This window comes from Methylobacterium sp. SyP6R, assembly GCF_019216885.1.
Taxonomy (GTDB): domain Bacteria; phylum Pseudomonadota; class Alphaproteobacteria; order Rhizobiales; family Beijerinckiaceae; genus Methylobacterium.
Genome location: NZ_JAAQRC020000001.1, coordinates 611,577 through 623,477, shown reverse-complemented (window position 1 = coordinate 623,477; position 11,901 = coordinate 611,577). Strand labels below are relative to the sequence as shown.

The 11,901-nt window shown below is 68.7% G+C and carries 9 protein-coding genes; 4 read left to right on the top strand and 5 right to left on the bottom strand.

Annotated elements, in window-relative coordinates; all coding sequences use genetic code 11:
* The first annotated feature begins 42 nt into the window (after nucleotides 1-42).
* Nucleotides 43-1,224 (top strand): acetyl-CoA C-acetyltransferase, encoded by a 1,182-nt coding sequence (locus HBB12_RS02830; protein ID WP_236987969.1) that lies wholly within the window; start codon nucleotides 43-45, stop codon nucleotides 1,222-1,224.
* Between the two features lie 189 nt (nucleotides 1,225-1,413).
* Entirely contained in the window at nucleotides 1,414-2,142 is a 729-nt protein-coding gene (gene phbB, locus HBB12_RS02825) for an acetoacetyl-CoA reductase (protein ID WP_236987968.1), read from the top strand.
* A 37-nt stretch (nucleotides 2,143-2,179) separates the two neighbouring features.
* Here phbB and HBB12_RS02820 read toward each other — a convergent pair whose 3' ends face one another.
* Nucleotides 2,180-3,415, bottom strand: a complete 1,236-nt coding sequence (locus HBB12_RS02820) for an ABC transporter substrate-binding protein (RefSeq protein WP_236987967.1) — start codon at nucleotides 3,413-3,415, stop codon at nucleotides 2,180-2,182.
* Between the two features lie 245 nt (nucleotides 3,416-3,660).
* Between HBB12_RS02820 and secA the strand changes: the two genes are divergently transcribed.
* Nucleotides 3,661-6,531, top strand: coding sequence for a preprotein translocase subunit SecA (gene secA, locus HBB12_RS02815; protein WP_236987966.1), 2,871 nt, complete (start codon nucleotides 3,661-3,663; stop codon nucleotides 6,529-6,531).
* Nucleotides 6,532-6,859: 328 nt separating this feature from the next.
* On the opposite strand, the gene HBB12_RS02810 is transcribed toward secA, so the two are convergent.
* From HBB12_RS02810 to paaG, 4 genes are all read right to left on the bottom strand, one after another.
* Entirely contained in the window at nucleotides 6,860-7,486 is a 627-nt protein-coding gene (locus HBB12_RS02810; protein ID WP_236987965.1) for a TetR/AcrR family transcriptional regulator, read from the bottom strand.
* A 12-nt stretch (nucleotides 7,487-7,498) separates the two neighbouring features.
* Nucleotides 7,499-8,848: a phenylacetate--CoA ligase PaaK gene (gene paaK / locus HBB12_RS02805; RefSeq protein ID WP_236987964.1), complete on the bottom strand. Its 1,350-nt coding sequence runs from the start codon at nucleotides 8,846-8,848 to the stop codon at nucleotides 7,499-7,501.
* A gap of 230 nt (nucleotides 8,849-9,078) precedes the next feature.
* Nucleotides 9,079-9,504 carry a hydroxyphenylacetyl-CoA thioesterase PaaI gene (paaI, locus tag HBB12_RS02800; RefSeq protein WP_236992639.1) on the bottom strand — a complete coding sequence of 142 codons (426 nt, stop codon included), beginning with the start codon at nucleotides 9,502-9,504 and terminating at the stop codon, nucleotides 9,079-9,081.
* 35 nt (nucleotides 9,505-9,539) lie between these two features.
* A complete protein-coding gene (gene paaG, locus HBB12_RS02795; RefSeq protein ID WP_236987963.1) occupies nucleotides 9,540-10,343 on the bottom strand; it encodes a 2-(1,2-epoxy-1,2-dihydrophenyl)acetyl-CoA isomerase PaaG in 804 nt (267 codons plus the stop codon).
* 244 nt (nucleotides 10,344-10,587) lie between these two features.
* On the opposite strand from paaG, the gene HBB12_RS02790 reads away from it, so the two are divergent.
* Nucleotides 10,588-11,760 carry an ABC transporter substrate-binding protein gene (locus tag HBB12_RS02790; RefSeq protein WP_236987962.1) on the top strand — a complete coding sequence of 391 codons (1,173 nt, stop codon included), beginning with the start codon at nucleotides 10,588-10,590 and terminating at the stop codon, nucleotides 11,758-11,760.
* Nucleotides 11,761-11,901 lie beyond the last annotated feature (141 nt).

Genomic DNA, 11,901 nt, shown 5'->3' with positions numbered 1-11,901 from the left:
GCCGACCCGCGACGCTGGGTGAGGATGCAAGAGGAGAGGCGCATGGCCGAGAAGACAGATATCGTCATCGTGGGGGCCGCCCGCACCCCGGTGGGTTCGTTCAACGGGGCCTTCGCCACCGTGCCGGCCCACAAGCTCGGCGCGGTCGCCATCAAGGCCGCCCTGGAGCGCGCCAAGGTCTCCCCCGAGGAGGTCGACGAGGTGATCTTCGGCCAGGTGCTCGCCGCGGGCGAAGGCCAGAACCCGGCCCGCCAGGCCGCCATGGCCGCCGGCATCCCGCAGGAGAAGACCGCCTGGGGCCTCAACCAGCTCTGCGGCTCAGGGCTCCGCACCGTCGCGGTCGGCATGCAGCAGATCGCCAACGGCGACGCCGACATCATCGTGGCCGGCGGCCAGGAATCGATGTCGATGGCCCCGCACGCCCAGTACCTGCGCGGCGGCCAGAAGATGGGCGACCTCAAGCTCATCGACACGATGCTGAAGGACGGCCTGATGGACGCCTTCAACGGCTACCACATGGGCAACACCGCCGAGAACATCGCCCAGCAGTGGCAGCTGACCCGCGAGGAGCAGGACGCCTTCGCGGCCCGCTCGCAGAACAAGGCCGAGGCGGCCAAGAAGGACGGCCGCTTCAAGGACGAGATCGCCCCCGTCACCGTGCCCGGCCGCAAGGGCGACGTGGTGGTCGATACCGACGAGTATATCCGCGAGGGCGCGACCCCCGAGGGCATGGCCAAGCTCAAGCCCGCCTTCTCGAAGGACGGCACCGTCACCGCCGGCAACGCGTCGGGCATCAACGACGGCGCCGCCGCCCTGGTGCTGATGTCGGCGGCCGAGGCCGAGAAGCGTGGCCTCAAGCCGCTGGCCCGCATCGCCTCCTGGGCCACCGCCGGCGTCGACCCGAAGATCATGGGCACCGGCCCGATCCCGGCCTCGCGCAAGGCCCTCGAGAAGGCCGGCTGGAAGGCCTCCGACCTCGACCTGATCGAGGCCAACGAGGCTTTCGCCGCCCAGGCGCTCGCGGTCAACAAGGACCTGGGCTTCGACGACGCGAAGGTCAACGTGAACGGCGGCGCCATCGCCATCGGCCACCCGATCGGCGCGTCGGGCGCCCGCGTCCTCGTCACCCTGCTGCACGAGATGCAGCGCCGCGACGCCAAGAAGGGCCTCGCCACCCTCTGCATCGGCGGCGGCATGGGCGTCGCCATGTGCCTCGAGCGTTGAGCGCTGAAGTCACGCTGAAATATTAGCCGCGTGGCGAAGGGCGGCCGGGAGCCCGGCCGCCCCCTTACAGTTAGTACTTAAAGAAGCGGGACAGCACCCGCCTTCGTTGTGGAACGGCCGCCTTCCGTAAAGTACGACGGATTCGCGCCGAGGGATGAAATCGCTCGCACGTCCAAGAGGAGAGGGCACATGGCAGAACGCGTCGCATTGGTCACCGGCGGCACCCGCGGCATCGGCGCTGCGATCTCGAAAGGTCTCAAGGAGGCCGGATACAAGGTCGCGGCCAATTACGGCGGCAACGACGACGCCGCTCAGGCCTTCAAGGCCGAGACCGGCATCCCGGTCTTCAAGTTCGACGTCGGCGATGCCGCGGCCTGCGAGGCCGGCATCCGCGCGGCGGAGGCCGAGCTCGGCCCGATCGAAATCCTGGTCAACAATGCCGGCATCACCCGCGACGGCATGTTCCACAAGATGACCTTCGAGCAGTGGCAGGCGGTGATCCGCACCAACCTCGACTCGATGTTCACCTGCACCCGTCCGCTGATCGACGGCATGCGCTCGCGGGGCTTCGGCCGCATCATCCTGATCTCGTCCATCAACGGCCAGAAGGGCCAGATGGGCCAGACCAACTACTCCGCCGCCAAGGCCGGCGTGATCGGCTTCGCCAAGGCGCTGGCGCAGGAGAACGCCAACAAGGGCATCACCGTCAACGTGATCGCGCCCGGCTACATCGGCACCGAGATGGTGAAGGCGATCCCCGAGGAGGTGCTGAAGGCCAAGATCCTGCCGCACATCCCGGTCGGCCGCCTCGGCGAGGCCGAGGAGATCGCCCGCGCGGTCGAGTTCCTGGCCGGCGAGCAGGCGGGCTTCATCACCGGCTCGACCCTGACCATCAACGGCGGCCAGTACTTCGCCTGATCGGGTTGGGGGCGCCGGTTGGCGCCCCCACTTCGCTTTACTGCGTCAACGGGCAGCCGCTCGCCTTGGCCGACAGGAAAGCCTTGTCGCCCGGGATCGTCGCCAGCAGCTTGTAATAGTCCCACGGCGCCTTCGACTCGGCCGGCGACTTGACCTGGAACAGGTACATGTCGTGGACCATGCGGCCATTGGCCTGCACCGTGCCGCCGCGGCCGAAGAAATCGTCGACCTTCAATTCGCGCATCTTGGCCGCCACCGCGTCGGTGTCGTCGGTGCCGGCGGCCTTCACGGCCTTGAGATAGTGGGTGACGGACGAGTAGGTGCCGGCCTGGATCATGTTCGGCATCTTGCCGGTGCGGGCCATGTAGCGCTTGGCAAAGCCCCGGGCCTGGTCGTCGAGATCCCAGTAATAGCCTTCGGTCAGCACGATGCCCTGCGCCGCCTTGAGGCCGAGACCGTGCACTTCGGCCAGGGTGAACAGCAGGGCCGCGAGGCGCTGGCCGCCCTGGACGATGCCGAATTCCGACGCCTGCTTGATCGCGTTGGCGGTGTCGAGGCCGGCATTGGCAAGCCCGATGATCTTGGCACCCGACCCTTGGGCCTGGAGCAGGAACGAGGAGAAGTCCTGGGCGCTCAAGGGGTGGCGCACGGAGCCCACCACCTTGCCGCCCTTCTGGGTGACGTATTGCGTCACGTCGGCCTGGAGCGCGGTGCCGAAGGCGTAATCGGCGGTGAGGAAGAACCAGGTGTCGCCGCCGGTCTCGACCAGGGAGCCGCCGGTACCGACCGCGAGCGCGTGGGTGTCGTAGGCCCAGTGGAAGCCGTACGGCGTGCACTGCTTGCCGGTGAGATCGGACGTGGCGGCCCCGTCCACGATCGTGATCTTGCGCTTCTCCTTCGACAGGCCCTGCACGGCGAGGGCCACCGAGGAGGTGGTCAGTTCCATGATCGCATCGACCTTGTCGGTGTCGTACCACTGCCGGGCGATGTTCGAGGCCACGTCCGGCTTGTTCTGGTGGTCGGCATCGACGATCTGCACCGGCACGTCGAGGACCTTGCCCCCGAAATCCTCGACAGCCATCTTCGCCGCCTCGACGGAGCCGCGGCCGCCGAAATCGGCGTAGACGCCGGACTGGTCGTTGAGGATGCCGATCTTCACCACGCCGTCGGAGGCGCCTTTGGGCGCCGCAGTCTGGGCCTGCGCGGCGACGGCGAAGACCAGCCCCGCGGCGAGTGCGGTGGTGCGGGCGAGCACCCGGCTCAAGCGTGTCATGTCGTTCCTCCCCGGCCGCTTGCCTGTCCGCTGCGGCCCTCGTTCGACCCGTGTGGCCGCAGCGCAGCTAGGGCGGTGCCGAGACAGGAATCAAGCGGCGTCGCAGGCCCCCTCCCCCCGTCTTTCGCAGCACGGCCAAGTTGGTCCGCGAGGACCGCTGCCTTTTGGGTGCACGGCTCCCTATATGGGCCTATAAGGCGCCCGCGGCGCGCGCCACTACCGTTACGATCGATCGCAGGTTCACGATGCTGGGTTCCCTTGCCAAGAAGATCTTCGGGTCGTCCAACGACCGCCGGGTGAAGGGATACCGACCCCGCGTCCAGGCGATCAACGCCCTCGAGCCCGAGCTGGCGGCCCTGACCGACGAGGCCCTGCGCGCCCGCACCGACATGCTGAAGGCCGAGCTCGCCGCCGGCAAGACCCTCGACGACATCCTGGTCCCGGCCTTCGCCACGGTGCGCGAGGCGGCCAAGCGCGTGCTCGGCCAGCGCCACTTCGACGTGCAGATGATCGGCGGCATGGTGCTGCACGAGAGCGGCATCGCCGAGATGAAGACCGGCGAGGGCAAGACCCTGGTGGCGACGCTCGCCACCTATCTCAACGCCCTGTCGGGCAAGGGCGTCCACGTCGTCACCGTCAACGACTACCTCGCCCGCCGCGACGCGGAATGGATGGGCCGGGTCTACCGTTTCCTGGGGCTCACCACCGGCATCATCGTCCACGGCCTCGACGACGCCGAGCGCAAGGCGGCCTATGCCTGCGATATCACCTACGGCACCAACAACGAGTACGGCTTCGACTATCTTCGCGACAACATGAAGTACGAGCTGGGCCAGATGGTCCAGCGCGGGCACAACTTCGCGATCGTCGACGAGGTCGATTCGATCCTGATCGACGAGGCGCGCACGCCGCTCATCATCTCGGGTCCGATCGACGACCGCTCCGATCTCTACACCATGATCGACGCGGTGATGCCGCGGCTCAAGCGCGAGGATTACGACCTCGACGAGAAGCAGCGCACCGTCTCGCTGACCGAGGACGGCAACGAGCACATCGAGGAATTGCTGCGCGAGGCCGGCATCCTCAAGGAGGGCGACCTCTACGACGCCCACAACGTGACGCTGGTCCACCACGTCAACCAGGCGCTCCGCGCCCATACCCTGTTCACCCGCGACAAGGACTACATCGTCCGCAACGACGAGGTGGTCATCATCGACGAGTTCACCGGCCGCATGATGCCCGGCCGGCGCTACTCGGAAGGGCTGCACCAGGCGCTGGAGGCCAAGGAGCGGGTCGAGATCCAGCCCGAGAACCAGACGCTGGCCTCGATCACCTTCCAGAACTACTTCCGCCTCTACAAGCACCTCGCCGGCATGACCGGCACCGCCTCGACCGAGGCGGACGAGTTCCACGAGATCTACAACCTCGAAGTGGTCGAGATCCCGACAAACAAGGAGGTCGAGCGCGTCGACGAGGACGACGAGGTCTACCGCACCGTCGACGAGAAATACGCCGCGATCATCAAGGAGATCGACAAGGCGCATGCCCGGCTGCAGCCGGTGCTGGTCGGCACCGGGTCGATCGAGCGCTCGGAGCACATCGCCGGCCTCCTGGTGAAGCACGGCTACACGCCGCTCGACTACAGCGACCCGTCGGCGCTGGAGGACGTCTATGCGGCGGCCCGCGAGGGCCGGGTGACCAAGCGCTTCGCGGTGCTGAATGCCCGCTTCCACGAGCAGGAAGCCTACATCGTGGCCGAGGCGGGCGTGCCCGGCGCGATCACCATCGCCACCAACATGGCCGGCCGCGGCACCGACATCAAGCTCGGCGGCAACCTCGACATGCGGATCGAGCAGGAGCTCGCCGACGTCCCCGAGGGGCCGGAGCGCGACGCCCGCATCGCGACCCTGAAGGCCGAGATCGACCAGAACCGCGCCAAGGTCCTGGCGTCGGGCGAGCCCGCGGATCCGGCGGCCGGCCGCAAGACGGCGCTGCCCGGCGGCCTCTACATCGTCGGCACCGAGCGCAACGAGAGCCGGCGCATCGACAACCAGCTGCGCGGCCGCTCCGGCCGCCAGGGCGATCCCGGCCGCTCGAAGTTCTACCTCTCGCTTCAGGACGACCTGATGCGGATCTTCGGCTCCGACCGCATGGACGGCATGCTCCAGCGCCTCGGGCTCGAGGAGGGCGAGGCGATCATCCATCCCTGGATCAACAAGGCGATCGCAAAGGCGCAGCAGAAGGTCGAAGCCCGCAACTTCGACATGCGCAAGAACGTGCTCAAGTACGACAACGTCATGAACGACCAGCGCAAGGTCGTGTTCGAGCAGCGCCGCGAGTTCATGGCGCAGGACAGCGTGCGCGAGACCGTCGACGAGATGCGCCAGGGCGTGATCGACGACGTGGTGGCGCGCCACGTGCCCGAGGATGCCTATCCGGAGCAGTGGGACATCGCGGGCCTGCGCGAGAGCGTGACCCGCGACCTCAATCTCGACGTGCCGGTCGAGGAATGGGCCAAGGAAGAGGGCATCGCCGACGAGGAGATCCGCGAGCGCCTTCGCAAGGCCGCCGACGAATCTTACGCCGAGCGCACCGCCCGCAACACCCCGGAGGTGATGGCCTATGTCGAGAAGCAGGTCCTGCTCCAGAGCCTCGACCATCTCTGGCGCGAGCACCTCGTCACCCTCGACCACCTGCGCCAAGTGATCGGCTGGCGCGGCATCGCCCAGCGCGATCCGCTCAACGAGTACAAGTCGGAGGCGTTCGACCTCTTCAACAGCCTGGTGGGCTCGCTTCGCGAGCAGGTGACCGGCCAGCTGATGCGGGTCGAGATCATGTACCAGGAGCCGGAGCAGCCGAGCCTGCCGCCGATGTTCCCCCAGCACCTCGACCCGGTGACCGGCGAGAACGAGTTCGCCTTCGCGGAGGGCCCGGCGGGCGGCGGCGGCGGCGCCTACGAGTATGCCGGCCAGGCACTCAACTCGGACGCGCCGGTGCTGGAGCGCAAACCCGACGACGAGACGACCTGGGGTCGCGTCGGCCGCAATGAGCCCTGCCCGTGCGGCTCGGGCAAGAAGTACAAGCACTGCCACGGCCGCTTCGCCGCGGAGGTGTGATCGTCAGCTCGCCGATGAACCTTCCCCCTGTGCGGGGGAAAAGAATGGCGCGGGTCCTCTCCTCTCCCCGCGGGCGGGGAGAGGGCCGCGTCACCGTCCAGGGGACGCGGCGAGCGGAGGCGAAAGCCGGAGCGAGGGTGAGGGGGTGTTTCCGGAGGAGCCACATCCTGAAACACCCCCTCACCATCGCCCTACGGGCTACCTTCGCCCCCGACCAGGGGGGCAAAGGCCTCTCCCCGCCCGCGGGGAGAGGGTAAACCTGCGCCTTTTTATTCCCCCGGACAGCCTTGCGCAGGGAGAAGGATTGCCAGACGGCATCCGGTAAGCCTCACCCCGCCACCCGCACCTCCGGTGACCGTTCCCCCACGATCCCCCGCGCCCCCTCGGCGATCAGCCGGGTGACGAGATCGGCGTAATCCGCCCGGGTCAGCCCGGCGCCGGGCTTGAACCAGAGATAGTGCCAGTTGACCATGCCGAAGAACGACATGGTCACCGGCTTGAGCAAGGGCGTCCCGGCGAGGTGTGGCGCCACCCCGGCGATCGCCTCGGAGAACAGCCGCACCAGCTCGCGCTCGCTCGCCTTCAGCTCCGCCTGCCGCTCGGGCGGGAGCAGGCCGAGATGGTTGATCTGCACCTTGTGCTGGGCGTCGGCATCCCGGTAGGCCTCGAGCAGCGCCTCGGCGAGGCCGCGCAGGCGCGGCTCCGGCGCGAGGCCCGGACGGTCGGCGGCCTCGACGGCTTCCAGCAGCTCCTCCAGGTGGAGCCGGATCACGTCGAACAGGATCTCGTCCTTGTCGCGATAGTAGTGATACAGGTTCGCCTTCGAGACGCCGCAGGCCTCGGCGATCCGGCTCATCGAGGCGCGGTCGTAGCCGTGGGCGGCAAAGAGTTCGGCCGAGCGATCGAGGATCGCCCGGCGCTTGTCGTCGTAGTCGCTGGCGCGGGTGCGGGCCATGGGGTCTCGTCGCTACTGGTTCTGTCGTGACTCGCGCGGGCGCTGGTCGATGACCCGGCGGGCCTTGCCCAGCGAGCGCTCGATTCCCCCCGGCGGCAGCACCTCGACCGTCGTGGTGACGCCGATCGTGTCCTTGACCGCCTGGCAGAGCCGGTCGGCCGCCGCCTCGCGCAAGTCCGCGATGTCGGCCTCCGGCCGCGCCTCGACGCGGATCGTCATGGTGTCCATCCGGCCGTCGCGGGCCAGCACCACCTGGTAATGCGCCGAGAGCGCCGGGATCGTCAGGATCTTCTCCTCGATCTGGCTCGGAAAGACGTTGACCCCGCGCACGATCATCATGTCGTCGGAGCGGCCGGTGATCTTCTCCATCCGCCGCATCGCCCGGGCGGTGCCGGGGAGCAGCCGGGTCAGGTCGCGGGTGCGGTAGCGGATCACCGGCATCGCCTGCTTGGTGAGCGAGGTGAAGACCAGTTCCCCCTCCTCCCCGTCCGGCAGGACCGCGCCGGTGCGCGGATCGACGATCTCCGGGTAGAAGTGGTCCTCCCAGATGTGCAGGCCGTCCTTGGTCTCGACGCACTCGCTCGCCACCCCCGGTCCCATCACCTCGGACAGGCCGTAGATGTCGACGGCGTGGAGGTCGAACGCCTCCTCGATCTCCTGGCGCATGGCGTTGGTCCAGGGCTCGGCCCCGAAGATGCCGACCTTGAGCGAGGAGGCCCGCGGGTCGAGCCCCTGGCGGCGGAACTCGTCGAGGATCGCCAGCATGTAGGACGGCGTCACCATGATGATGTCGGGCCGGAAATCCTGGATCAGCTGGACCTGGCGCTCGGTCATGCCGCCCGACATCGGGATCACCGTGCAGCCGAGGCGCTCGGCACCGTAATGGGCGCCCAATCCCCCGGTGAACAGGCCGTAGCCGTAGGCGACGTGAACCAGCATCCCGGGCCGCCCGCCAGCGGCGCGGATCGAGCGCGCCACCACGTCGGCCCAGATGTCGATGTCGGCCCGGGTGTAGCCGACCACCGTCGGCTTGCCGGTGGTGCCGGATGACGCGTGGATGCGCGACACCTGCTCGCGCGGCACCGCGAACATCCCGAATGGGTAGTTCGCCCGGAGATCCGCCTTGGCGGTGAAGGGGAAGCGGGCGAGGTCGGGGAGATCCTGGAAGTCGCGCGGGTGCACGCCGGCTGCGTCGAAGGCGGCACGGTAATGCGGCACGTTGGCGTAGGCGTGGTGCAGGGTCTCGCGCAGCTTCTCGCGCTGCCAGGCGGCGAGGTCGGCCCGCGAGGCGGTCTCGAACCGGTCGAGCTCGGCGGCCTCCGGGACCATGCGGGTGAGCTTGCGGGGGGCGATCTGGAGCATGGCGTTTCTCCCTGAAATATTTTTTGACTTTCCATTCGTAGATTACCCCGACCACCCCGCCCGCGACCTCATCCTGAGGTGTTGGCGATCGGAGATCGCACGCGATCGAAGATCGGCTGACCTCGAAGGAGGGCTCCAGAGATCACGGAGACTTCCGGAGCCCTCCTTCGAGGCTCCCTTCGGTCGCACCTCAGGATGAGGTTGCGGGTGGGACGAGGGTGTAACGGCGTTCAGCCAGGCTCCGACCGGGCAGACGGCACAGCCCCACCCTCCCCCGCCCGCACCGTCCCCGGCACGGTCCGCGAATGCCCGCGGAACTCCGCCACCACGTGGCCCTCCGCATCGGTCACCGTCACGTCGGTGATGCCGGAGCGCCCCTCGCGCACCCGCTCGACGGCCCGCGCCGTCAGCACCTCGCCGCGCTTCCCCGGCCGCAGGAAGGTGACGGCGCAGGCTTGCGCCACCGCCCGCTGATCGTAGGCGTTGCACGCGAAGGCGAAGGCCGAATCGGCCAGCGCGAAGATGAAGCCGCCGTGGCACGAGCCGTGGCCGTTCGTCATGTCGTCGCGCACCCGCATCGACAGGACCGCCTCGCCCGGGCCGACATGGTCGAGGCGCATGCCGAGTCCCTGGCTCGCCCGGTCCTCCGCCCACATCGCCGCCGCGCAGGCGCGGGCAATCTCCTCCGGGCTCACCGCTTGCGCCCGGTGAAGCGGGCGGGGCGCTTCTCCAGGAAGGCGGCCACGCCCTCGCGGTAATCCGGCGAGCGCCCGGCCTCGCCCTGCAACTCGCTCTCGACCTGGAGTTGGTGGTCGAGGTCGTTCGTCTCCGAGGCGTCGAGGGCGCGGCGGATCAAGGCGAGACCGTAGGTCGGCGCCTGCGCCAGTTGCGCGGCCAGCCGATGCGCCTCGGCCATCAGGTCGGCATCGTCGATCACCCGCCAGATCATGCCCCAGGCTTCCGCCTGCTCGGCGGTGATCGGCTCGGCCAGGAGCGCCATGCCGCGGGCCCGGGCCCGGCCGGCGAGGCGCGGCAGCAGCCAGGTGCCGCCGGCATCCGGGATCAGCCCGAGCTTGGCGAAGGCCTGGAGGAACTTGGCCGAGCGCGCGGCCAGCACGAGGTCGCCGTGAAAGGCGAGGCTGGCGCCCGCCCCCGCCGCCACGCCGTTGACGGCGCAGATCAGCGGCATCGGCAGGTCGCGGATCTGCTTGACCAGCGGGTTGTAGAATTCCGCGAGGGTCCGGGAGAGGTCCGGCACGACGTCGGGCGCGAAGTTGCGGGCCGAGAGGTCCTGGCCGGCGCAGAAGCCGCGCCCCGCCCCGGTGAGGATCAGCGCCCGGCACTCCGGATCGGCGGCGGCGGCGCCGAGCGCCTCGCGGAGGGCGAGGTGCAGCGGCTCGTTGAAGGCGTTGAGCCGGTCGGGCCGGTTGAGCACCAGCACGCGGTAACCCGCGTGGCGCTCCGTCAGTACCAAGGTCTCGCTCGTCTCGCTCATGTGGTTACGCCCTCCCCGTCCCGCCGTGTCGAGCCCTTCGGAGCCGCCGGCGCGATCTATTGACCAACCGGACGGTAAATTATAAACCCCGGGGAACGAAGTCAAACGCGGATGCCGTTAGCCGAACGCCAGGGTGGACGGCGGCCGCGGGGAATTGCAAAGCAACGATCCGCGGGCCCAACGAGGCGCGCGATGCCGGCGACCGGGCTCCAACCGGCGCGGCTCCGAATGGGAGGACATGACCATGAGGCGCATCGTCTGGGCGCTCGCCCTTATCGGCCCTCTTCTGGCCGGCACCGTTCTGGCCGGACCCGTGCTGGCACAGCCGATCAAGATCGGCGTCACCATCGCCAAGACCGGCCCGGCGGCCTCGCTGGGCATCCCGCAGGCCAACACCATGACGCTGCTGCCGACCGAGATCGGCGGCCAGAAGGTCGAGTGGATCGTCCTCGACGATGCCACCGACACCACCAAGGGCGTCGCCAACGCGCGCAAGCTCGCGAGCGATGACAAGGTCGACGCCATCGTCGGCTCCTCGGTGACGCCGGTCTCGCTCGCCATGGTCGAGGTCGCGGCCGAGGCCAAGGTGCCGATGATCAGCCTGGCGGCCTCGTCCAAGATCGTCGCTCCCATGGACGACAAGCGCCGCTGGGTGTTCAAGGCGCCGCAGAACGACGGCCTGATGGCCGAGGCGATCGCCACACACATGGCCAAGGCGGGGGTGAAGTCGGTCGGCTTCATCGGCTTCAACGACGCCTATGGCGACGGCTGGCTCGCCGAGATCACCCCGCGGCTCGAGGCCAAGGGCATCAAGCTCGCCGCGACCGAGCGCTACGCCCGCACCGATACCAGCGTCACCGGCCAGGTGCTGAAGGTGATGGCGGCGCGTCCCGACGCGGTGCTGATCGCCGGTTCGGGCACGCCCGCGGCGCTGCCGCAGAAGACGCTCAAGGAGCGCGGCTACGCCGGCAAGTACTACCAGACCCACGGCGTCGCCAATGCCGACTTCCTGCGCGTCGGCGGCAAGGACCTGGAAGGCACGGTGCTGCCCGCCGGCCCGCTGCTCGTCGCCGAGCAGCTTCCCGAATCGAACCCGGTGCGCAAGGTCGCCCTCGACTACACCAGGGCCTACGAGGCGAAATTCGGGGCGGGCTCGCTCGCGACCTTCGGCGGCCACGCCTACGATGCCGAGGTGCTGCTGGCGAACGCGATCCCGGTGGCGCTCAAGACCGCCAAGCCGGGTACCCCTGAGTTCCGTTCGGCGCTCCGCGACGCGATCGAGGGCTTGAAGGACGTCGTCTACACCAACGGCGTCGTCAACATGACCCCTACCGACCATGTCGGCCAGGACGACCGCGCCCGCGTGATGGTGACGATCGAGAACGGCAAGTGGAAGCTGTTGTCGGCGACGAATTGACGGGTAGGGCCGCGCCAATCGCGCCGGCAACGATCCCTTCCTCCACCTCATCCTGAGGTGTCAGTCCATCGCAGATGGACTGACCTCGAAGGAGGGCTCCAGACATCTCTGCGATCACTGGAGCCCTCCTTCGAGGCTCGT

Bases quoted from the DNA above. Each gene is read 5' to 3' on its own strand.
- HBB12_RS02830 (WP_236987969.1), top strand. From the start codon at position 43: ATGGCCGAGAAGACAGATATCGTCATCGTGGGGGCCGCCCGCACCCCG.
- phbB (WP_236987968.1), top strand. From the start codon at position 1,414: ATGGCAGAACGCGTCGCATTGGTCACCGGCGGCACCCGCGGCATCGGC.
- HBB12_RS02820 (WP_236987967.1), bottom strand. From the start codon at position 3,415: ATGACACGCTTGAGCCGGGTGCTCGCCCGCACCACCGCACTCGCCGCG.
- secA (WP_236987966.1), top strand. From the start codon at position 3,661: ATGCTGGGTTCCCTTGCCAAGAAGATCTTCGGGTCGTCCAACGACCGC.
- HBB12_RS02810 (WP_236987965.1), bottom strand. From the start codon at position 7,486: ATGGCCCGCACCCGCGCCAGCGACTACGACGACAAGCGCCGGGCGATC.
- paaK (WP_236987964.1), bottom strand. From the start codon at position 8,848: ATGCTCCAGATCGCCCCCCGCAAGCTCACCCGCATGGTCCCGGAGGCC.
- paaI (WP_236992639.1), bottom strand. From the start codon at position 9,504: ATGTGGGCGGAGGACCGGGCGAGCCAGGGACTCGGCATGCGCCTCGAC.
- paaG (WP_236987963.1), bottom strand. From the start codon at position 10,343: ATGAGCGAGACGAGCGAGACCTTGGTACTGACGGAGCGCCACGCGGGT.
- HBB12_RS02790 (WP_236987962.1), top strand. From the start codon at position 10,588: ATGAGGCGCATCGTCTGGGCGCTCGCCCTTATCGGCCCTCTTCTGGCC.